The sequence below is a fragment of the Agrobacterium sp. NPDC089420 genome (assembly GCF_044900305.1).
Classification (GTDB): domain Bacteria; phylum Pseudomonadota; class Alphaproteobacteria; order Rhizobiales; family Rhizobiaceae; genus Agrobacterium.
Window position 1 is genome coordinate 1 of the sequence record NZ_JBJDMY010000016.1, and the last position, 21,356, is coordinate 21,356.

The window sequence follows — 21,356 nt, forward strand, 5'->3', positions numbered from 1 at the left end:
ATAACGGCCAGATCCCCCTCGAACTCATCGAAATCCAGACCGGAGCCTATATCGGAGAGGACGATGTCATCCGTATCGAGGATGATTACAAGCGAACGTAAACACGCGTTTTCAGCATGCGACCCGGCGGCGGCGGGATGTTGACACTCGCCAGCCATCGCACTATTTGGTTCGCTCGAACAAAGAGTCTGAAGACTTCTCCAGCGCCGAGAGAAATTATTAAGCCAGTTGATACGGGATCATCAAACGAAGTACGATGTGGCTTACCTATTCGGAACAGATAGCGACTGGTTTCCCGGTCAAAATGATCGAAATGGACAACCGTCAATTTCTCAAGTCGTAGTGGTATCGGCTAATTAAGGATATCTCCGTGATCGGATCTTTTTTGTCTGAAAACGACAAGAAGTTGCTGGTGCGACTTTTCAAAGAAAACTTCAAAAAGCACGTGGGCTGGTATTCTGCGGCAATCGCGGCGATGGTCGTTGTTGCGGGCACGACATCGCTGAGCGCATGGATCATGCGCGATATCGTCAACAGCGTTTATCTGAAACAGGGCTTCGATGTCGTTCTCGAGATTGCATTTGCAGTCGCCGCCATCTTCATCGTCAAGGGCCTCGCCACTTTTGTGCAGAGCTACTATCTGAGCAAGGCCGGCAACAGCATTGTGGCGGAGCAACAGCGCAAGATTTACGACCGGCTGCTCAAGCAGGGCGTTTCATTCTTTCAGAACCTGCCCTCCTCCGAATTGCTGGTTCGTGTGACATACAATGCGCAGTCGGCGCGCAGCGTCATCGATACGATCGTCACGTCGTTCGTCCGCGACCTGTTTTCGCTTATCGGCCTGATCATCGTGATGTTTGCCCAGAATTTCCTTCTGAGCGCGATTTCCATGATTATCGGTCCTCTTGCCATCTTCAGCGTCCGGCTTGTCTTGCGCCGCGTGCGCAAGATCATGGAAGCCGAACTTGCTTCGCTCGGCGAGATCGTCAATGTCGTGCAGGAAACCAGCATCGGCGTTCGTGTCATCAAGGCTTTCTCCCTGGAAAAGCTGATGCGCCAACGCATGAACAAGGCGGTTTCCGATGTGGAGCAGCGCGCCAATGGCATCGCCAAGCTGGAAGCGGCAACCAGCCCCATCATGGAAACGCTGTCAGGCCTTGCAATTGCCGTCGTTATCGCCGTGTCCGGTTACACCGTCCTTGAAAAGGGCGGTTCGCCGGGCGATCTGATGGCGTTCATCACCGCGCTGCTGCTCGCTTACGAACCGGCGAAGCGTCTGGCCCGCATGCGGGTACAGATCGAGGGCGGCATGATCGGCGTGCGGATGATGTTCGAGGTGCTGGATGCCCCGCTGACGCTGGCCGAGAAAAAGGATGCAGAGCCCCTTCCCCGGACGACGGGCGCTGTCGAACTCAAGAATGTGAGCTTCGAATATGTTACAGGACAACCCGTTCTGAAGGATGTCAGCCTGTTGTTTGAAGGGGGCAAGATGACCGCGCTGGTCGGCCCCTCCGGCAGTGGTAAATCCACCATCATCAATCTGATGATGCGCCTTTACGACCCGCAAAGCGGGTCCGTGGAGATCAATGGGATGGACCTGCGCGACGCCTCCTTTGCAAGCCTGCGCGAGCAGGTTTCTTACGTCGGGCAGGAAACATTCCTGTTTTCTGGAACCGTGAAGCACAATATTTCCGTTGGTCGTGATAACGCCACGGAAGAAGAGATCATAGCGGCGGCCAAAGCGGCCAACGCCCATGACTTCATCATGAACATGCCTGACGGCTATAATACCAGGCTCGGTGAAAACGGTTCCGGATTGTCCGGCGGACAGCGACAGCGCGTGGCGATTGCACGCGCCATGCTGAGAGACGCCGATATCCTGATCCTTGACGAAGCAACAAGTGCGCTGGATTCCGAATCCGAAGCCCTCGTTCGTGATGCGCTTGAGCGGCTGACGCTGAACAAGACGTCAATCGTCATCGCCCACCGTCTTTCCACCATCAATCGTGCCGACAAGATTGTCGTGATGGACAATGGCGAAGTCGCCGAACAGGGCAGCAGGCGGGAGCTTCTTGCCAATGACGGCCTTTACAAGCGGCTTCACAGCATCCAGTTCGATGCCGATGTCGCGTGATCAGCAGCCGGGCTGACGGGTGGGGCAGCGGCCCACGACGTCGACGGGTCGCCTGATTACGGGCATACCAACGGTGATTACCGCGCTGCCCTGACGATGAGGGGCAGCGGAGCGGCAGGCAGGCACCGTTTAGTGACTTGTAACGTACCCACCGATCTCCAACACGGCCTGTGCCTCATAGATGGCGCAGACGATGTGATAAAAGGTGCTGGCGGGCGCCGGCTCGTCGAGCATCGGCCTGTCGGCCGGCCATTTGTCGAACCACAGGCCCCTGACCGGCGTGTCGAGGAACGGCTGCAGCGCGCCGATCGCCCGCAGCCCGGAGGCGAGGTAACGCTGCCTTTCCTCGCCGGACGTGACACTGGCAAGCCGCACCGCCGCCTTCAGCCATTCCGTCTGCGGCCACAGCCGCGCCAACCCGTCATGGATCGAGAAATCATCGTAGAGGCTCATCACCGCCACCTTGCGGCGCAGGCAGATGCCGTGCTCCTCACCGATCGCGAACAGGCGCTTGGCCTTGCCGATCGCCTCGTCATGACCGCGCAGGCTGCCCCAGCGCACCAGCAGCCACGCCCATTCGAACTGGTGGCCCGGCTCCATGATCCGGCCCTTCTCGCCCGCGTAAGGCGTCCAGTCATGGTCGAAGAATTCCCGCAGGCCCCCATTGCCGCCATCGATGAAGCGGGTGAGCGCAAGCCCGGCGATCTCGTCGGCCAGGGCCGCCCACGGACCGTCCGGATCCTCGGTCTCCCAGGCCAGCATCGCCTCGAACAGATGCATGTGCGGATTGGAGCAGAGCGGCGTGCGCGGCGGGTTCGCCTCCTCGAAACCGGCGACAGGATGTCTGTAGTCGCGTTCGAGGATGGCGAGGATATCGAGCGCCCTGACGCGCATCTCCTGCCTGCGGTCGGGAAGGCTTGCGGCTGTCTGGGCGGCGGCAAAAAGCGCAAAGGCCTGATTGTAGAGATCGAAGGTGGGATCGATCAGCCGGCCGGCCTGGTCGGCGAGGTTGCCGTAAAGGCCGTTTTCGAGGCGATAGACCTTTTCGAACCAGCTCAGGCCGTGCAGCAGCGCGTCTTTCCATGGCCCCTGCCAGCCGTGCTGGCCGGCGGCGGCGAAACAATAGGCCTGGCGCGGCTGCACGCGGGCACGGCGGTCATCGGAAAAAACCGGTTTGGCGTCCTGGCCGAGACGTTCGTAAAAACCGCCATCCGGACGGGCCGAACCTGCCTCCCACCACAAAGGCAGGGCGTCCTCATCAAGCCATCGCCGTAGGGTCCCGATCTCCTCGGCAAGCGTCTGCCCGATGCTCGGAAATTGCACTGTCATGCGGTCGCTCTCTATTCGGCGTCGTGAAAAGGCACCAATACGCAAAGGACAGCCAGAAACAAGTACGACAAACCGGATTTGACGAAGCACCCGGCATTCCTGCACTAAATACACATCTTGCACATCATTCCGGTCATCCGGACGCCGCTACCACGCGATCTCCATATCGCTCGCCGCACGCATCAATAACGGCATGATCTCCGCCACCCTCGCGTCGGTCAGCCGGGTCAGCGGTGCGGCGACGCTCATGGTGCCGACGACGTCGTTTCCCTGGCGGATGGCGACGGCTATCGCTCCGACCCCCTCCTCGGCCTCGCCAACCGCGCGGCCGTAACCGAGGCGGGCGACGGCGTCCAGTTCCCTGTTGAGCGCCTCGATGGTGTTGATGGCATTGGCGGCCTGCTGGCCGGCCTGGCCGAGCCCGGCTTCAAGCGCGATCCGCAGAGCCTTTTCCCGCTCAAGGCTCGCCAGCCATATTTTTCCGTTCGCGGTGGCATAAGGCACGATGCCGGCGCTCATGTCGGGTTCGAAGACGAGGCCGGAGCGGCGGCCGCGCGCCGAGCCGACCCAGACGAGCATATTGTTCTGTACGGCCGTCAGGCGGACGAGCTCGCGGGTGCGCTCGGCCAGGGCGTTGAGGATCGGTTGCCTGAGATCCGAAACCTGCAACCGAGCCAGCTGTTTCTGGCCCACCAGCGCCATGCGCATCGTCAGGGCGTAACAGTCGCTTTCTGGGCTCTGCCATGCCCAGCCATTGTCGATCAGCGATGTCAGGATACGGTGGCATGCGCTTTTCGGGATATCGAGCTGGTGGGCGACATCGGAAAGCTTGAGCGGCTCCTCCGCCAGGGCGAGAAGCTCCAGCATGGCGATCGTCCGCTCGACCCCGCCGCTTGGTACGTTGATCGTCCTGTCCATTTCAGTCTCCAGTCGCATAGGCGTCGGTCTTTTCAATCAAAAGACGATGCCTCATCAAGAGGGTGCGGCGTCTTTCCCGCATTCCTGCACGGAAGCGGGAAAGACGCCGCCGTTTCAGGCATGGCGCTGCAAAATGCCGCGTGAAAGGAATATCTCGGTGATTTCCTCGGATTTCTCGATAAATTCCGGCTCCCGCCGCGCCGCCAATCCGCGTGGGCGCGGCATGTCGATCTCCAGTACTTTCTCGATCCGGCCGGGCCGGGGCGTCATGACGATGACACGGTCCGCCAGAAGAACCGCCTCGTCGATGGAATGGGTGATGAACACCACCGTCATGCGGTTCTTCAACCACAGGGCCTCGAGGTCGATACGCATCTGTTCGCGCGTCAGGGCATCCAGCGCGCCGAAGGGCTCATCCATCAGCAGCAATCGCGGCTGCAGCAAAAGCGCCCGCGCAATCGACGCGCGCTGCTTCATGCCACCGGACAATTCGTGCGGAAAACGGTCGGCAAAATCTTTCAGTCCGACGGATTCGAGCAGCGCCAGGGCCTGCGGCCGCAGCTCCTCACGGTTGCGGCCGGTCATTTCCGCCGGGAACAGCACATTGTCGATGATCGTGCGCCACGCCAGCAGCACATGGTTCTGGAAGACGATGCTCATGCCCGGCGGCGGCTCCTTCGAAACGTCGCCGAAGACGGAAATCTGGCCGGTGCTGGCCTGGGAAAGCCGGGAAATCAGCCGCATCATCGTCGATTTGCCGCAGCCGGACGGCCCGACAATCGCCACGAATTCGCCATCCCCAATCGTCAGGTCAAGTTTTTCCAGCGCCACGACCGGCGCATCCGCGTGCCCGAAATATTTGCTGACCCCTTGCAGCAATACGCCCGGCTCATAGGTCGTCCTCTCGGTTTTCGTCTGCAACATCCATTCCTCCCGCTGCATGCCAATTCCTGTTTCATCCCTGAATTACCACTTGACGAAACATCAGTCCATATGGAACATTGTTCCAGAAATTAAAAATTGTCTGTCCGATGACGGGCGATTTCGGGAGGAAACATGTCTTGGAATGTCTTGGGGGCCGTCAAAGGCCAAGCCCACACGATCGGGAGTCTGGTGGGGGCGGGGGTCGTATGGGAGATCGCCGTCCGGGCGCTGAAGGTGCCGGAATATATCTTGCCTGCCCCGAGCAGGATCTTCGCCGATCTTTATAATAACGTGCCGGTGGTGTTTACCGCATCGCTCTACACGCTGCAGCCCATGGTGCTGGGCTTCCTCGTCGCCGTGGTCATGGGTACGCTGCTCGCCTTGCTGGTGGTCTATTCCCGCGCTTTCGAGGCGATCTTTTATCCGCTGCTGGTGATCCTGCAGATCATTCCCAAGATCGCCATCGCACCGCTTTTCATCATCTGGGTCGGCTTCGGCCTGCCGTCGAAAATCCTGCTGGTCTTCCTGCTTTCCTTTTTCCCGATCGTCGTCAACTCCATCGTGGCCTTCAAGTCCATCGAGCCGGACGTTTATGACCTCGCCAGGAGCTACCGGGCGGGACGGCTGAAGATCTTCTGGAAAGTGGAACTGCCGGGCGCCCTGCCCTCGCTTTTTGCGGGCTTCAAGGTGGCGGCCGCGCTTTCGGCCACCGCAGCGGTGGTGGCGGAATTCGTCGCGTCCGATAACGGGCTTGGTTACCTGCTGCTGAACTACAACGGCAACATGAACACCAGCATGACCTTTGCCGTCATCATCGTGCTGAGCCTGCTTGGCCTGCTTCTCTACGGCATCGTGGAACTGATCGAGCGCTTCGCCATCCCCTGGCACGTCTCCCAGCGCCGGGACGACTTTACCGTCGGGAAAAGCGCGACCTAAATCAAGACTTCAATTAAAAACGGGAGGATAAGATGTTCAATACAATGAAGAAAACGCTTGCGGGCGGCGTTATCGCACTCGCTGTCGGCCTGGCCGGCATGCAGCCGGCGGCGGCAGAAGACAAGGTCACGCTGCGCCTCAATTTCCTTTTGAGCGGCGTCCACACGATCTTTTATTACGGCGCGGAGAAGGGTTTCTACAAGGATGCCGGCATCGACCTGCAGATCGGCGAAGGCCAGGGCTCGGCCCGCACCGTACAATCCGTCGCAACCGGCGGCGACATGTTCGGCATTGCCGACGGCGGCAGCGTCATTGCCGGCGCCTCCAAGGGCGCGCCCGTTAAATCCGTGCTCGGCCTTCTCAATACATCCCCCTACGCAATGACGTTCCGCACGGATGCCGGCGTGAATTCCATCAAGGATGTGGAAGGCAAGACGGTTGCCGCCAGCGCCGGCGAAGCGTCCCTGGCGCTGCTGCCCGCCATCTGGAAGAAAAACGGCGTTGACGCCTCGAAGGTCAATATCCTCAATGTCGACGGCCCCGGCAAGATCATCGCCATCATGCAGGATCGCGCCGCCGGCATCCTCGGCGGGCTGGAAAACCAGGTCGTGGTCCTCAACTCCAAAGGTCTGCAACAGAAAGTGTTTTCTTTTGCCGAACTCGGCGTCAACACGCAGGGCCTGACGATCATCACCAACAGCAGGCTGATCGACAGCAATGGGGATCTCGTCAGGCGCTTTGTTGCCGCCTCTCTGAAATCCATCGAGGCGGCCAAGGCCGATCCGGCGGCGGCGGTTGCGGCCGCGGTCAAGGAAAAGCCGACCGGCGATCCGAAACTGCTGAAGGAGCAGCTTGAAATCTCGCTCAAGCTTCTGCCATCGCCTTCCGCCCCCACCGCACCGCTTGGGGAAATGGCGGTGGCCGACTGGCAGCAGACGCTCGACCTGATGAAGGAATATCAGGATATCAAGACCGATATGCCGGCGGATGCCTTCTTCACCAACAGCCTGATCGCAAAATGAGCCCCGACACCTCGAACCCGGCGGAATACGCCGGGTTCGAGGCGGAACAATGGTTTGGAACATGCCCACACATTATGATCTCGAAGGCAAGGTGGCGCTCGTCACCGGTGCCGCCGGCGGTTTCGGCACCGCCATCAGCCAGAGACTGCGCGACTGCGGTGCAACGGTGGTCCATTGGGACCTGCCGGCCGCGCTGGAACGGCAGCACCTCGCCACCCTGCCCTGCACCGGGGTCGACATTACCGATATGGCGAGCATCGACACGGCCGCGGCCGAACTGCGCCGCGAATTCGGCAGGCTCGATATCCTTGTCAACAATGCCGGTATCGTCGGCGCTGTCGCGCCTCTTTGGGAAATCCCGGTGGCGGAATTCCGCAGGATCATCGATGTCAATCTGTTCGGTTCGTTTCTGGTCTGCCGCGCCCTGGTGCCGCTGATGATCGAAACCGCGCGGCAGAGCCGTTTCGGCCGCATCGTCAATGTCGCCTCCATTCAGGCCAAGGAGGGCATGCACCAGGCCGCCGCCTACAGCGCCGCCAAGGCCGGGCTGGTGGCTTTGACCAAAAGCCTCGGCAAGGAACTGGCGACAGCGGATATTCTCGTCAACGCCATCACCCCGGCCGCCTCCATGACGGCGATGAGCATCGATGCGCCCAGGGAACGGCTGGACGACATTCTTTCCCGCATTCCCATGCGGCGTTTTCTCGACCCCGCCGAAGTCGCCAGCATGGTGGCCTGGCTTTCTTCTTCCGAATGCAGCTTTTCGACCGGCGCGGTTTTCGACCTGTCCGGCGGTCGTGCAACATATTGAGGTAACCAATGTCTCTTTTGGGAAAGGCCGTCGTCGCCATCTGGAACGACATCTTGCCGGAAGGCCGCGAAAATTTCATCGAATGGCACAATCGCGAACATATTCCGGAGCGGGTGGCGATTGCCGGCTTCCTGCGCGGACGCCGTTACGTTGCCGAGCGGGGCACGCCGGAGTATTTTACGCTTTATGAGGCGGCGGATGCGCAGGTGCTCGTCGGCCAGCCCTATCTCGACAGGCTGAACAACCCTACCGAATGGACGAGACGATCCACGGCGGATTTCCGCAACACCACCCGTGGCGTCTGCAATACCGCATATTCCCATGGCTGCGGCGATGGCGGCTTTATCGCCACGTTCCGGTTTGACGCCGCCGACGGCCGCGAAACGACACTGCGGACCATCCTCATCGAAGCACTCGCCGAGATCGGCAAAAGCAACGGCGTCAGCGGCACGCATCTGTGCATCGCCGATAATGGCGCCAGCAGCCTGGAAACCGCCGAACGCAAGGGGCGGCAGGTGGGCGTGCCGAACTGGATCATCATGATCGAGGGCGGCTCGGCGCTTTCCGTCACGGCCGCTGCCGATGCCCTGGCAAGCAGATTGCCGGAAGAATATCTGACCGGGCCGGTAAAACACGGCCTTTACCGCCTTGAATTTGCGCTCGGCGAAAACGCCCTTGAGCAATCAGCCGCATAGGAAAACAGCATGAAACTTCTTCGTTACGGACCGTCCGGCCAGGAAAGGCCGGCAGCGATCGACGCCGACGGCATTATCCGCGATCTTTCGTCCATCGTCCCGGATATCTGCGGACCAAGCCTGTCGCGCCGCTCGCTTGAAACGCTGGCCAGGATCGACCTTTCGTCACTTCCGGCAGTGCCTGCCGATGTGCGGATCGGCCCCTGCGTCGGTGCTGTCGGAAATTTCGTCGCCGTCGGCCTGAACTACAGCGACCACGCGCTGGAAACGAACACGCCCATCCCCGAGGAACCGGTACTGTTCAATAAACATACCTCCTGCATTTCCGGCCCGCATGATCCGATCGTGCTTTTGAAGGATTCGGAAAAGACCGACTGGGAGGTGGAAATCGCCTTCGTGATCGGCGAGCCCGCTTATCATGTCCGCGAAGAAGACGCATCTTCGGTGATTGCCGGTTTCTGCATCTGCCACGATGTGTCAGAGCGCGCCTTCCAGATCGAGCGTGGCGGCCAGTGGACCAAGGGCAAGAGCGGCCCGACCTTCGGACCGCTCGGGCCGTGGCTGGTCACGCCGGACGAAATCGACGACGTGCAGAACCTCGGCTTGTGGCTGGATGTCAACGGCCGACGCATGCAGACCGGATCGACATCCAAGATGATCTTCCCGATCGCAACGCTGGTCTCCTATATCAGCCGTTTCATGCGCCTCATGCCCGGCGATGTCATCACCACCGGCACGCCACCCGGCGTCGGGCTTGGAATGAAGCCGCCGGTCTTCCTGAAAGCCGGCGATGTGGTGGAACTCGGCATCGATGGCCTTGGCAGGCAACGCCAAATCGTGACAGCATTCCATGCGTAAATGCAGCAGGGAATGGTGACGGCAATGACGGTGATCGAAGAACTGGCGCAACGATATCTAGGGGCTGACCGCGCCGGCGTAAAAATTCCTCTGGCGGAGCTGGAGGCCGGCGGCCTTGTTCCGGACGGTTTCGAAACGGCAATGGCCGTCCAGCGGGCATTCGCCGGACTTGCCGGAAAGGCCGTGAAAGGCTGGAAGCTGGCGATCCGCCCGAATGGAGAAGCCGTTGGCGCCCTGATGCTGGATTGCCACTGGGCCGGGGAGGATGATGTCGCCGTCTTTCCGAACAGCGGGACGGAAGGCATCGAGGTTGAAATCTGCTTCACGCTTGCCGCCGACATTCCGGCAGCGGGCGCGGTCGCCCTCAGCAGGGTCGATTTGATCCGGCATATCGACAAGGTCCATCTCGGCGCGGAACTGCTGCGCTACAGGCTGGTCGAGAAAAACCAGGTCCCCTTCCCGCTGTTTCTGGCCGACCGCCTTGCCAATCACGGTTTTGCCATCGGCCCGGAAGTCGATCGCGGCATTCTGGATGTCTTTGCCGGGAATGAAGCGGGCCTGCCGCATCTGACCGTGACGGAAGGGTCGGTCGAGCTGTTCGATGCCACGGCGAGACATCCGAACGGCGACATCCTCGCGCCGCTGGTCGCCTTTGCGAATGCTCCCATCAACAAGGGCGGCCTGCTCAAGGCGGGTCAGGTGGTGACGACGGGCAGCCTCTGTGGCGTAATACCCGGTACTCTTGCCACCGATATACACATTCAGATGAAGGCGGTGGCGGCGTTTACGCTTGCCGAGCACCGGCCGGGAACCCTTCGGTAACGGGCGGAAGCGCCTCTCGCCTCGTCTCGCACTCGGCTCCCCGGCACCGTTCATGCGATGTCGGGCCGCGCATTTGCAGCGTGCCCTTGCCGGCGCGCCAGCCGGCATTTCAGGCCCGGTCGACTGCCAAAAAAACCGCTTGACCTCAACCATGGTTGAAGTTCTAGAAGTGGTGTCACCTTGTTTTCGCAAGGCTTTTCCATGCTCTTGAGCGAACAGTGACAAAGGATACCCCATGGCTTTCCAGCTTCCCGATCTCCCCTATACCCATGATGCGCTCGCCCCTTCGGGCATGTCCGAGGAGACGCTGAAGTTTCATCACGATATCCACCACAAGGCCTATGTCGATAATCTCAACAAGGCGATATCAGGCACCGAATGGGAGAAAAGCAGCCTTGAGGACATAGTCCGCGGCACCTATGAAAAGGGCGCGGTGGCGCAGTCCGGCATCTTCAACAACGCATCCCAGCACTGGAACCACAATCTCTTCTGGGAGATCATGGGGCCGGAAAATCATGCCATTCCAAAGGCGCTGGACGATGCGCTGACACAATCCTTCGGGTCGGTATCGCTGTTCAAGCAGAATTTCGCCCTCGCCGGCGCATCGCAGTTCGGTTCGGGCTGGGCGTGGCTGGTGGTGGATACCGATGGTTCGTTGAAGATCACCCGCACGGAAAACGGCGTCAACCCGCTGTGCTTCGGGCAGAAGGCGCTTCTCGGCTGCGATGTGTGGGAACACAGCTATTACATCGATTTCCGCAACAAGCGTCCGGCCTATATCGAGAACTTCCTCGACAATCTGGTGAACTGGCAGGCAGTGGCCGCCCGCCTCTGATCCCCTCCCCGGACCCGGCCGGCGCCGCTGCCCTGGGCGGCCGGCCGGGCCAGGCGCAGCCGGACTGCCGCCGTCCGGCTGCAACTCCATTCGAGCATCCCCATGCCCTATGTCGTCACCGAAAACTGCATCGCCTGCAAATACATGGACTGTGTGGAGGTCTGCCCGGTCGAGTGCTTTTATGAAGGCGAGAACATGCTCGTCATCCATCCCGACCAATGTATCGATTGCGGCATCTGCGAGCGCGAATGTCCTGCGGCTGCGATCAGGCCGGATACCGAGGCGGGTCTGCATGTCTGGCTTGACCTCAACCGCCACTATTCCGGCATCTGGCCGCGCGTGCACCAGAAAAGGACGCCGCCCGACAATGCCGACATCATGAATGGCGCCGCGGCCAAGTTTTCCATTTTTTCGAAAAATCCGGGAGCGGGCGGTTAGCCCGGCACTGCATGTCTCATAATCTCAGGCTGATCGATGGCGGTGTCGTCAATCACGCGCATATTCCGCTGAAGACCTCCACCTCCCCGACGATCTCACCGCGTGAGTTCAAGGATGCGATGGCCGGCCTCGCCTTCACCGTGGCGGTGGCCACGGCCGCCCATGCGGGTGAGCGGATCGGGCGCACGATCACCTCCTTCATGCCGCTCAGCGCAGAGCCGCCGCTTCTGATGATCTCCATCGATGCCAGCAGCCGCATGGTCGATCTCATCGCCGCAAGCCGACGCTTCTCCGTCGCCGCACTGGCGAGAGGGCAGGAAGAGGTTGCCGACGCATTTGCCGGAAAAGGCAACCTGCCGGACCGGTTTTCGCTCGGCCGCTGGGACGCCTGGCCCTCGGGAAACCCAAGGCTTGCCGAGGCGCTGCTCTCCATGGATTGCGAACTCGTCGGCTCCATCGACGCCGCCGACCACATCCTCTTCGTCGGCGCCATCATCGAAGCGACGTCCGATCCGTTGCGCAAGGCCCTGCTCTGGAGCGCGCGCGCCTATACCGGTACGGGGGAAGCAAGCTCCGTTATTTCGTGAGCTCGTGCCTGGGCTACCTCAAGAACGAGCAAGGACTGCGGGGTTCCGGGCACGCAACGATGGCGATGAAATTCACACGGGTTCCGCCGCCTGCTTTTCCATGACCTCCGGCCACAGCCCTTCCGTCACCGCCATCAGTGCCGGCGTTGCGGCGGCGACCCAGGGGATGCCGCTACCGGGGCGCGTTCCGATACGGACATCGAGACCCGCTTCCCTCGCGAGGACGACGCCGCCGGCGATGTCCCACATGGTCGTCAGCTTCTGCAGATGGCCGTCGAAGATGCCGCGCGCGGCAAAGGCAAGGCCGATCGATGTCGAGCGGATGGATTCCACCACCCAGCCGGCATGCCGGAGCCCGACGTTGAGGGCCGCCACCTCTTCCGCATCGGCGGCGGCGCTGTCGCCGAGCGACAAGACCTGCACAGCCTCGAAGGGTACATGGCGGGCAAGCGGCTTGCCGTTCAGCATCAGCCCGGTCCCATCCGCCGCCGCATAGATGTCGCCGAACACCGGCATGGCGACGATGCCGAGTTCCGGCCGGCCGCCCCGCACGAAGCCGAGCGAGATGCCCCAGAGTGGCGAACCGCGCAGGAAATTGGCGGTGCCGTCGATGGGATCGATGATCCAGTAGGCGTCATCGGCCACGCCGCCCATTTCTTCGCCCAGCACGGTTTCGCCCGGAAAGGCTTCCGCCAGACGGTCACGGATGAGCCTTTCGACCGTGGTGTCGGCTTCCGAGACGAAATCCTGAAAACCCTTCGTCCGGGTGGCGATGGCGTCGCGCGCCTCGAAAAAGCGAAGGGCAAGGCCCATCGCTTCCTCGATGATGGCGACGGCGCGGTCGAGGCGCTCGCTCATCGTGTCCACGCCCTGCCGGTTGCGCCGGCGCCCGTCTTCAGCCAGCCGGTGAAGGCTTCGACTTCATCAGTCTGGATCGCCCCGACGCCAGCCGCGGCAAGAGCGCCCCAGACGGCTTCGGGATTTGAAAGCGCCCGCGTATCGTTGAAATCAAGGCAATGGGACACATCGAGCGAGTTGATCCACAGGCGGATATTCTGGCGCTCCATCTCGGCCCGGCCTTCGGTGAGATCGGCGATATCGGTAAATTTCACCTCGATCATCGGCGCCTTCAAGGCCTCGATCCGGCGCAGATCCTCGGCGAACCTGCCCTTTCTCACCGGGAACATCGGCATATGCGGGATCTTGCCGAACCAGTCGGTCTCCAGCACCGCGAAACGGCTGGCCTCGGGATCGATATCGGTCTTCACCAGCACCTGATCCTCGACGCCGAGCCTCAGCACGGTTTCCATGACCTGCGGCAGATCGCGGGTGAATTTGGTGTCGATATTGACGGTGACCCTGCCGCGCGCCTCTTCCAGCAATTCCTCCAGCGTCGGCACGCATTCATCGGTCACACCAGCCGCATCGCCGCCCGCGCCGGCCTTCAGTTTCGCTGCGCGAACCACCTCGAACGGCAGCGCGCTCACGGTGCCCTTGCCCGTCGTGGTGCGGTCAAGCGTTTCGTCGTGAATGACGACCAGCCGGCCGTCGGCCGTCGCCTGCGTGTCGATCTCGATCATCTCGACGCCGGCCGCAACCGCAGCGCGGACGGAGGCAAGCGAGTTTTCGGCGGTGGCCGTCCAGAAGCCGCGATGGGCGATGGTCAGGATGGCGGGATTGTCGCGCGCGCAGAGCGCAAGCACATTGCAGGCATTGGAGGTCTTTGTGGAGGAGGCAAGGGTCTGGTGCATGGTTTTCACTTTCGGACGTTGCAATTACCGGGTTTGAGCGCCCGGATCAGATTTTCCCCATGCCTGCCGCCATCAGATCGTCGCGCAGGATGCGGCCGGCGATGATGAAAACGACGAGTGCGGGAAGAAGCAGGATGAAGGAGACGATGGAGGCGAGCGGCAGCTGCATCGAATAGGGGTCGAGATACATGTAGAGCTTGATCGGCAGCGTCTCGACGACAGGCGCGCCGACGATGAAGGACTTGTCGAATTCCTCGAAGCTGCCGATGAAGGACATCAGCCCGCCGGCGAGAAGGCCGGGCACCGCAAGCGGCAATATGATGTGCAGCACGATGCCGACCGTTCCCGCACCGAGCGAACGGGCGGCATGAATGAGATCGTCGGGAATGGTCTCCAGCGCCGCCGTCATCAGCCGGATCATCAGCGGCAGGGTGCCGACGATCTGCACCAGAATGACCCCCGTTACCGAATAAGCGAGACCGAAAAGCAGGAATACCTGACCGATGCCGACGGCGACGACCAGCCCCGGAATGATGATCGGCGCCAGAATGAAAATCTCCACCAGCCGTTTCAGCCGGAAGGGAAAACGCGCCATCGCCCAGGCGGTGGGCAGCGCGATGGCCGCCGTCAGGAAGGTGACGACGATGGCGATGACGATGCTGTTGACCGCGGCGCGGATGAGGCTCGCATCGCCCAGAATGCCTGCCCAGCGCGCCGTGGTATAATCCTTGGGCACGACGAGCGGCGGCGACCAGCCGTCGGCAATGCTCCAGAGAAACATCAGCGCCAGTGGCACGGCTATGGCGAGCGTCAGCGCGCCATAAAGCCCGATCGAGACAAAAATCCGGTCCTCCGGCGTGAAGGTGCGGCGGCGGGGAGTGATGGCAGGTTCAATGGCGATAACACTCATCATGCGTCTCCTCGGTTTTGGCCGGGGCCGATGCGGGATGTCAGGGAATAATAAAGAATGAGCACGGTGACGGCGAAGAGGCTCAGAACCATGCCCATGGCATAGACCTGATTAAAACGGCCCTGATTGAACTCCTGGATCATCAGCACCGAAAGCGGCCGGGCCGTCGGCGGGCCGACGATATCGGGAATGGCGTAAGACCCCATGGAGCCGATGAAGGTCAGGAGAATGGCGGCGGTGATGCCCGGCATGGCGAGCGGCACTTCCACGAAGAAGAAGGTCTTCAGCCGCGACGCGCCAAGCGTGCGCGAGGCATGGCGGATATCCTCGGGAATGGCGGCAAAGGCGCTGGTGATGATCAGCGTCATGAAGGGTATCTGCTTCCAGACGCTGGCGAGAATGACGCCGATGCCCCAGTCGTCGCGCACGAGCTTGGGCAGTTCGAGCCCGAGCGGCGCGAGCAGACGATCGAGAAAACCGCCCCTTTCGAAAACGACGATCACCATCAGGCCGACGATGATGCCGGGCACCGCCATCGGCAGCTTGTAAAGCCCGCTGAACAACTTGCGCCCGAGAAAGCTCTTGCGGATCAGAAGCGCCAGCGGCACCGAGGCCGCAAGCGAGACGATGACCGGCATGACGCCGTAATAGATGGAGGTCGTAAGCCCGCGGAGCATTGAGGGGCGGGTGAAAATCCGCTGGTAGAACATCAGCGTGAAGCTGCCATCCTCCTGCCTGAAGCTGCCGATCAGTGCCGACAGCAGCGGCCCGCCGAAGAAGACCAGAAGATAACCTACCCCCGGCAAAAGCAGCAGGAGAAGCTGGGCGCGCCTGTCGCGAAGGATCCCGGCCATCATGCCGCCTCCCCCGCCATCCCGTCATCGAGAAGATGGACCGACCCGGGAAACTGCAGCGCGACCCTTTGCCCGGCATCGATCAGCGTCTCGGCGCCGGACTGGCTGACCCTTATCTGGCGGCCGCCGATCTCGACCGTATAGAGCGCATTGGCGCCCATGAAGGAGACGGCGGAAACCGTACCGTCACCGGCCTGATCGGCGCGGATGTGGATGTTTTCCGGACGAACGGAAATCTGCACATTGCCGGCCGCCGCCCGGTCCAGCATCACCGGCTGGCCCCAGGGCAATTGCGCCTGCTCTCCCGCGGCGGAGACCGGCAGCAGATTGGTCTGGCCGAGGAAGCCGGCGGTAAAGGCGTGTTTCGGCGACCGGTAAAGCTCAAGCGGCGTGCCGATCTCGACCACCCGGCCGGCATTCATGACGACGATCCGGTCCGACATTGCCATGGCTTCTGCCTGATCATGCGTCACATAAAGGCTGGTCGCGCCGATGCGGCGGTGAAGCTCGGTCAACTCATGGCGCAGCGTGTCGCGGAGTTTGGCGTCGAGGTTGGAGAGCGGCTCGTCGAACAGCAGCAGGCTCGGCTGCATGACGATGGCGCGCGCCAGCGCCACGCGCTGCTGCTGGCCGCCCGACAATTGCCGCGGCATGCGATCCACCAGACCGGCAAGATTGCAGATTTCCAGCGCATGGGCGATGCGGCGGACCCGCTCATCCTTTGCAACCTTCTTCATCTTCAGGCCGAAGCCGAGGTTTTTGGCGACCGACATATGCGGGAAAAGCGCATAGGACTGGAACACCATGGCGATATCGCGCGCTTCCGGCGGCGCCTGATCGATGCGTCTGCCGCCAAGCCGGATCTCGCCGCCCGATGGCTGGCTGATGCCGGTAAGGATGCGCAAAAGCGTGGACTTGCCGCAACCCGAAGGGCCGAGAATGGTGACGAATTCACCCCGTTCCACGGTAATCGATACGGGATGAAGCGCCCGGCTTGCCCCGTAATCCTTGCTGATATTGCTGATCTCGAGTTCACTCATGGCGAGCCTCCCTCATATTTTTGACCAGGAGTATCCGGACCGTGCAGCCGCTTGCAGCCACACGGTCCGGCAATCCCGACGGCGTTACTGGTTGAGGACTTTTTCATCCAGCGCTTCGGCAAGCGCCGTCGACATGTCCCAGAAAGCCGGCAGCGACAGGCGCGGATAGACGCTCTGCGGCAGCACATGCTCCTGCACGGCCTTCGGCATCAGATCATTGGTGACATCGGCGCGCGGAGAGCGGGAGGCCTTGTTTTCCAGCTTCCAGAGCTGGAACTCCTTGCTCATCGCCATGTCGATCAGAAGCAGCGCGGCGGCGACGTTCTTCGCATTCGCCGGCACGAACATGGCGTCGCCAGAGCCGACCTGGCCTTTTTCGAGAAGCGTAACGCGGAAACTGTCGGGCAATTGCTTGGTGCCGAGGAAACTCATGACCTGATCTTCCCAGACGGTGCCCATGTGAAGCTGCTGGTTGTTGATGAGATTGAGCGTATCGGCGTTGCCGTTGGTCAGTTCGGCCACCTTCAGAAGACGACGGTAATAGTCCCAGACGGGATCAAGGCACTCGGTGTCCATCGCCCAGTCTTCGGCCTGCTGCAGCGTCTGGTTATAGTCGGTGAGCTTTGCACGGCAGTCGCCGGTGAGATAATTAAGCGCCACCGAATAGATGAAGCCGCCGCCCGAGCCGCCCTTGGCCGGCAGGGTGACGCCAAGCCGCTTGGGATTCTTTTCCGCCCAGACCAGCAGCTCCTCGAAGCTCTTCGGCACGTCCTCGGCCTTGACGAAGGCGGAGTCATAACCGATAGCCGTCTGGTTGAGATGCACCAGCGGGAAGCTGCCGCCATGCGCCTTGCCGAAAACGGTCTCGGCCAGTTCCGGATTATAATTGGCCATGTTCGGCAGGATCTTCGTCAGTGCAATATTGCCGACAACGCCCTTGGCGGACAGCAGCGGATAGCTGCCGCCGCCGGCGAAATAGGCGTCGACCGGCGAATCCTGCCCCGCCGCCTGTACTGCGATCAGCTGCTGGTTCGCCTGGTCGCCCTTCACGTCGCTATAGGCGACCTTGATGCCGTATTTGGCTTCGAAGCGGGTGATCAGCTCCTTCCACGTATCGGCAAAGCTGCCGGCGAAATTATACATCGTCACCGTGCCTTCCGCTTTGGCGGCGGGAACGACGATGTCGTAGAAATTGTCGCGCGTGACCTTCGACAGATCGAAGTCGAGGTTTTTCATGTTGCTGTCCGCCGATAGGCACGGCGCTGCCGTCGTCGCCAGCGCAAGCGCGGCGATCGCAAGAAATTTCATGCGCATTGAATGGTTCCTCCTGGGGAGCCGTTGTTGACCGGCCCCTTATTAATACACTCTAAGTGTAATATTTGTGACAGTCCAGTGAAAAATGCTGTCGCAAACCAGTGGCCCATGTTGCCGCCGCCCCGCGCAGCCGTTATCCAAGGCCATGACAACAGATCAGACGCCGCACCGGACCTTTGACCGCCAGCCGCTTGCCAGCGAAAACGAGCGTCTCATTCTGGATATCGTGCGCCGTCACGGCCCCATTGCCCGCGCCTCGATCACCGGCCATACGAACCTGACGCAACAATCCGTGCACCGGCTGATCGAAGGCCTTCAGGAGCGCGGGCTTCTGCAAACCGGCGCGCCGCTCAAGGGCACGCGCGGCCAGCCGAGCCCCACCATCGAGCTGGTGCCGGAAGCCGCCTATTCGCTCGGCATTTCCATCAACACCGACTCCGTCGTCATCTGCATCGCCGATTTCCGCTGCGACGTGATTGTCGAGGAAAAACTGAAGATGCTTCCGGAAAACCGGGAGGAGACGCTTGCGGCCTTGTCGCTGGCCCTCGAACGGCTGCTCTCGCAACACGGCATCCCGCGCGAGCGCCTGCTTGGCCTCGGTTTTTCGATGTCCGGCTTTTTCGTGTCGGAAGACCGCGCCTTCAACGCGCCGGAGCCCCTGCTCGACTGGTCGCTGATGGACCTGAAGCCGATCCTTGAGAAACGGTTCCAGCTGCCGGTCTGGCTGGAGAACAACGCCACCACGGGCGCGATCGGCGAAAGCCTTCGCGGCGTCGGCTCCTGGTGCCAGACCTTCGCCTATCTGTCGTTCAACTATGGTTTCGGCGGCGGGCTGATCCTTGGCGGCCAGCCGTTTCACGGCTTTCATGGCAATGCCGGCGAATTCAGCGGCATATACAGCCCGGATGAATCGGCCAAACGCCCGGCTTTGCAATATCTGATCGCCACGCTGCAGAAAAACGGCGTCGACATCCATTCGATCGAAGCGCTCTATCAGCGGTTCGATCCCGCATGGCCGGGCGTGGAAGAATGGCTGACCGAAACCATGCCGCAGGTGGACCGGCTGGTGGCGGGCCTGATCGCGGTCCTCGATCCGCAGGCCATCGTCTTCGGCGGGCAATTGCCGCGCGCGCTTGGGCAGATGATGATCGAACGCACGCACATGCCCTCAGAGCGTGAACATCGTTATGGCGTCGGGCCAAAGGAGGCGAAGCTGGTTCTGAGTGAAACCAAGGGCGATCCATCCGCCATCGGTGCTGCGCTGCTGCCGCTCCGGGTGCGCTATTTCCTCTAGGGGACCGCCCGGGCAGGCTGATGTAATCCCGCAACAATCATCACGGAAACGTGAGCCTGATCCGCCCTGCGGTTTTTTACCGGTTGGCAGCCGGCGCCGGAAGACAGTAAATATGACAGCAATAATCATGTTTATTGCCACGTGAAACGGCGCGCATGTCCGCCGCCGGTTTCATGCAGCGAGCCAATACGCCACCGGACCGATTGATGAGCAAAGCCCTGTTTGAGGTTCTCGACGCCGAGGAGGAAAACCGCCTGATGCGGTTTTTCCGCCGGCGGCTGCAGAACCGGGAAGACGCCGCCGACGCCATGCAGGAAACCCTGCTGCGGGCGCTGGAAGTCTCACATGCGACGCTCATCGACAATCCGCAGGCCTATCTCTTCCAGATCGCCCGGTCCGTCGCCCGCCTGACGGTCATTCGCCAGTCGCGCGAGCGGCCGTTATTCGCCCCTTACGAGGCGGGGTTTGCCGTTGCCTGCGAGGAACCCGGGCAGGAGCGGATCGTCGCCGGGCGGCAGCATCTCATCCTGATGGCGAGGGCCATCGAGGCCCTGCCGACGCGTTGTCAGCAGGTTTTCGTGCTGAGCCGGCTGCATGGCCACTCCAACGGCGAGATCGCGGTCCGGCTCGGCATTTCCCGCAACATGGTGGAAAAACACATCATCAAGGCGCTGCTGCACTGCCGTCAGCTCCGGGCACAAATAAAAATCTAAACCGGCATCAGGTGTTCGCATCCTTTTTCACTCTATAAGGGAAAAGGAACAAACATCGGCACGCAACAAACGGCAGATCAGGACATGAACGAGCGCCCGCACGGTCGGAACGATGGCGGCCCAATTGATGACAGCCTAACCGATGACAGCCTGGCCGAAGAGGCTGCGCTGTGGGTGGCGCGCATGCAATCCGCAGACGCGACCGCAGCGGAACGCGAGGCGTTTCATGTCTGGCTGCGGGCCGACGCCGCCCATGCCAGCGCCTATGAGGACATGCAGAGCCTCTGGGGAGAACTCGGCGAGATCGAGCTTGCACCGGCCGGGCAGCAAAAACGGCGCGGGCCGCGCCGGGCGATGCTGGCGGGTGTGGCCGGTCTCTGCCTCATCGGGCTTGCGGCGCTGTTTGCGCAGAAAAGCGGGCTGACAGACCGCTGGCAGGCGGATTATTACACCGAAATCGGCGAGACGCGGGTGCTGGCGCTGGAAGACGGCAGCCGCATCAGCCTGAATACCGACACGGCGATCACCGTACATTACTCAGCAAGCGAACGGCGCATCACCCTTCTTCGCGGCGAAGCCTATTTCGATGTGGCGAAAAACCCGGATCGGCCCTTTGTAGTCGAAGATGGAGTCCTGACGGCAAAGGCGCTCGGAACGCATTATTCCGTCCGCGCCGGCAGCGGCGTGCTGCCGCAGGAGGTGCAGGTGGAGGAAGGCCGCGTCGAGGTGACGACGGATACGGATGTCGCCGTGCTGACACCCGGTGAAACCGTCACGCTTGGCGACGACGGCAGGTTGGTGCGCGCGAACAAAGATGTCGCCAACAGCATGGCCTGGCGCGAGGGCAAGCTCGTCTTTTCCGGCCAGCCGCTGCGCGAGGTCCTCGATACCCTCTCGCAATATCGCCGCGGCCGCATCGTCATTCTGGATGAGGCGGCGGCAAGACAGCGCGTATCCGGCATCTTTGACCTGAAGGATACCGATCAGGCGCTCACCATTCTCGAAGAAAGCCTTCCCGTTTCGGTATCGCGGCTTTCGAACATGCTGGTTTTTGTCCGCTCGCGATAAAAAGTATTTTTTTTACGGCTCCGACGTCAGGAGGCAGCCTGCCTTTTCACTCTAGGCAATCAGGACCCGCTGCGGCTTTCGCCGCGGCGGCATGCGATCACGA

Annotated in this window: 23 protein-coding genes; 14 read left to right on the forward strand and 9 right to left on the reverse strand. The window is 61.4% G+C overall.

Annotated features, from left to right (window positions below):
• Window positions 1-101 (forward strand): hypothetical protein (locus ACI2KA_RS21200; RefSeq protein WP_404504562.1); only part of this gene is annotated, 101 nt, incomplete at its 5' end.
• A gap of 269 nt (window positions 102-370) precedes the next feature.
• Window positions 371-2,134, forward strand: coding sequence for an ABC transporter ATP-binding protein (locus tag ACI2KA_RS21205; protein WP_404504435.1), 1,764 nt, complete (start codon window positions 371-373; stop codon window positions 2,132-2,134).
• Window positions 2,135-2,263: 129 nt separating this feature from the next.
• Here the strand turns inward: ACI2KA_RS21205 and ACI2KA_RS21210 are convergent, their stop codons facing one another.
• The 3 genes from ACI2KA_RS21210 to ACI2KA_RS21220 form a co-directional block, all read right to left on the reverse strand.
• Window positions 2,264-3,463, reverse strand: coding sequence for an AGE family epimerase/isomerase (locus ACI2KA_RS21210; protein ID WP_404504436.1), 1,200 nt, complete (start codon window positions 3,461-3,463; stop codon window positions 2,264-2,266).
• Between the two features lie 147 nt (window positions 3,464-3,610).
• Window positions 3,611-4,381 (reverse strand): IclR family transcriptional regulator, encoded by a 771-nt coding sequence (locus ACI2KA_RS21215; RefSeq protein WP_404504437.1) that lies wholly within the window; start codon window positions 4,379-4,381, stop codon window positions 3,611-3,613.
• Between the two features lie 114 nt (window positions 4,382-4,495).
• Window positions 4,496-5,305, reverse strand: coding sequence for an ABC transporter ATP-binding protein (locus ACI2KA_RS21220; protein ID WP_404504438.1), 810 nt, complete (start codon window positions 5,303-5,305; stop codon window positions 4,496-4,498).
• A 132-nt stretch (window positions 5,306-5,437) separates the two neighbouring features.
• On the opposite strand from ACI2KA_RS21220, the gene ACI2KA_RS21225 reads away from it, so the two are divergent.
• The 9 genes from ACI2KA_RS21225 to ACI2KA_RS21265 all read left to right on the forward strand — a co-directional run bounded on the left by ACI2KA_RS21225 (window position 5,438) and on the right by ACI2KA_RS21265 (window position 12,309).
• Window positions 5,438-6,241: an ABC transporter permease gene (locus ACI2KA_RS21225; RefSeq protein ID WP_404504439.1), complete on the forward strand. Its 804-nt coding sequence runs from the start codon at window positions 5,438-5,440 to the stop codon at window positions 6,239-6,241.
• A gap of 32 nt (window positions 6,242-6,273) precedes the next feature.
• Entirely contained in the window at window positions 6,274-7,263 is a 990-nt protein-coding gene (locus tag ACI2KA_RS21230; protein ID WP_404504440.1) for an ABC transporter substrate-binding protein, read from the forward strand.
• A gap of 61 nt (window positions 7,264-7,324) precedes the next feature.
• Entirely contained in the window at window positions 7,325-8,074 is a 750-nt protein-coding gene (locus ACI2KA_RS21235) for an SDR family NAD(P)-dependent oxidoreductase (protein ID WP_404504441.1), read from the forward strand.
• Between the two features lie 8 nt (window positions 8,075-8,082).
• Window positions 8,083-8,769, forward strand: coding sequence for a hypothetical protein (locus tag ACI2KA_RS21240; protein ID WP_404504442.1), 687 nt, complete (start codon window positions 8,083-8,085; stop codon window positions 8,767-8,769).
• Window positions 8,770-8,778: 9 nt separating this feature from the next.
• The gene (locus tag ACI2KA_RS21245; protein WP_404504443.1) at window positions 8,779-9,627 is read left to right on the forward strand and encodes a fumarylacetoacetate hydrolase family protein; all 849 of its coding nucleotides are present in this window, start codon (window positions 8,779-8,781) and stop codon (window positions 9,625-9,627) included.
• Between the two features lie 24 nt (window positions 9,628-9,651).
• Complete coding sequence (locus ACI2KA_RS21250; protein WP_404504444.1) at window positions 9,652-10,449, forward strand: 2-keto-4-pentenoate hydratase; 798 nt, start codon at window positions 9,652-9,654, stop codon at window positions 10,447-10,449.
• A gap of 235 nt (window positions 10,450-10,684) precedes the next feature.
• The gene (locus ACI2KA_RS21255) at window positions 10,685-11,284 is read left to right on the forward strand and encodes a superoxide dismutase (RefSeq protein WP_404504445.1); all 600 of its coding nucleotides are present in this window, start codon (window positions 10,685-10,687) and stop codon (window positions 11,282-11,284) included.
• A 102-nt stretch (window positions 11,285-11,386) separates the two neighbouring features.
• Window positions 11,387-11,722, forward strand: coding sequence for a ferredoxin FdxA (gene fdxA / locus ACI2KA_RS21260; RefSeq protein WP_065116941.1), 336 nt, complete (start codon window positions 11,387-11,389; stop codon window positions 11,720-11,722).
• A gap of 11 nt (window positions 11,723-11,733) precedes the next feature.
• Window positions 11,734-12,309: a flavin reductase family protein gene (locus ACI2KA_RS21265; RefSeq protein ID WP_404504446.1), complete on the forward strand. Its 576-nt coding sequence runs from the start codon at window positions 11,734-11,736 to the stop codon at window positions 12,307-12,309.
• A 72-nt stretch (window positions 12,310-12,381) separates the two neighbouring features.
• On the opposite strand, the gene ACI2KA_RS21270 is transcribed toward ACI2KA_RS21265, so the two are convergent.
• The 6 genes from ACI2KA_RS21270 to ACI2KA_RS21295 all read right to left on the reverse strand — a co-directional run bounded on the left by ACI2KA_RS21270 (window position 12,382) and on the right by ACI2KA_RS21295 (window position 18,178).
• The gene (locus ACI2KA_RS21270; RefSeq protein WP_404504447.1) at window positions 12,382-13,167 is read right to left on the reverse strand and encodes an inositol monophosphatase family protein; all 786 of its coding nucleotides are present in this window, start codon (window positions 13,165-13,167) and stop codon (window positions 12,382-12,384) included.
• A complete protein-coding gene (locus tag ACI2KA_RS21275) occupies window positions 13,164-14,060 on the reverse strand; it encodes a glycerophosphodiester phosphodiesterase family protein (RefSeq protein ID WP_404504448.1) in 897 nt (298 codons plus the stop codon). The genes ACI2KA_RS21270 and ACI2KA_RS21275 overlap by 4 nt, the downstream gene beginning before the upstream one ends.
• 46 nt (window positions 14,061-14,106) lie before the next feature.
• On the reverse strand, window positions 14,107-14,970 hold the full coding sequence (locus ACI2KA_RS21280) for an ABC transporter permease (RefSeq protein WP_404504449.1): 864 nt from the start codon (window positions 14,968-14,970) through the stop codon (window positions 14,107-14,109).
• On the reverse strand, window positions 14,970-15,824 hold the full coding sequence (locus ACI2KA_RS21285; protein ID WP_404504563.1) for an ABC transporter permease: 855 nt from the start codon (window positions 15,822-15,824) through the stop codon (window positions 14,970-14,972). Before ACI2KA_RS21285 ends, ACI2KA_RS21280 begins: the two co-directional genes overlap by 1 nt.
• A complete protein-coding gene (locus ACI2KA_RS21290; RefSeq protein WP_404504450.1) occupies window positions 15,824-16,864 on the reverse strand; it encodes an ABC transporter ATP-binding protein in 1,041 nt (346 codons plus the stop codon). Before ACI2KA_RS21290 ends, ACI2KA_RS21285 begins: the two co-directional genes overlap by 1 nt.
• A gap of 84 nt (window positions 16,865-16,948) precedes the next feature.
• Window positions 16,949-18,178 carry an extracellular solute-binding protein gene (locus ACI2KA_RS21295; protein ID WP_404504451.1) on the reverse strand — a complete coding sequence of 410 codons (1,230 nt, stop codon included), beginning with the start codon at window positions 18,176-18,178 and terminating at the stop codon, window positions 16,949-16,951.
• Window positions 18,179-18,323: 145 nt separating this feature from the next.
• Here ACI2KA_RS21295 and ACI2KA_RS21300 point away from each other — a divergent pair, with 145 nt between their 5' ends.
• The 3 genes from ACI2KA_RS21300 (at window position 18,324) to ACI2KA_RS21310 (ending at window position 21,253) form a co-directional block, all read left to right on the forward strand.
• Window positions 18,324-19,472 carry an ROK family protein gene (locus ACI2KA_RS21300; protein ID WP_404504452.1) on the forward strand — a complete coding sequence of 383 codons (1,149 nt, stop codon included), beginning with the start codon at window positions 18,324-18,326 and terminating at the stop codon, window positions 19,470-19,472.
• A gap of 206 nt (window positions 19,473-19,678) precedes the next feature.
• Window positions 19,679-20,185 carry an RNA polymerase sigma factor gene (locus ACI2KA_RS21305; protein ID WP_404504453.1) on the forward strand — a complete coding sequence of 169 codons (507 nt, stop codon included), beginning with the start codon at window positions 19,679-19,681 and terminating at the stop codon, window positions 20,183-20,185.
• A gap of 84 nt (window positions 20,186-20,269) precedes the next feature.
• Window positions 20,270-21,253: a FecR family protein gene (locus ACI2KA_RS21310; RefSeq protein WP_404504454.1), complete on the forward strand. Its 984-nt coding sequence runs from the start codon at window positions 20,270-20,272 to the stop codon at window positions 21,251-21,253.
• Window positions 21,254-21,356 lie beyond the last annotated feature (103 nt).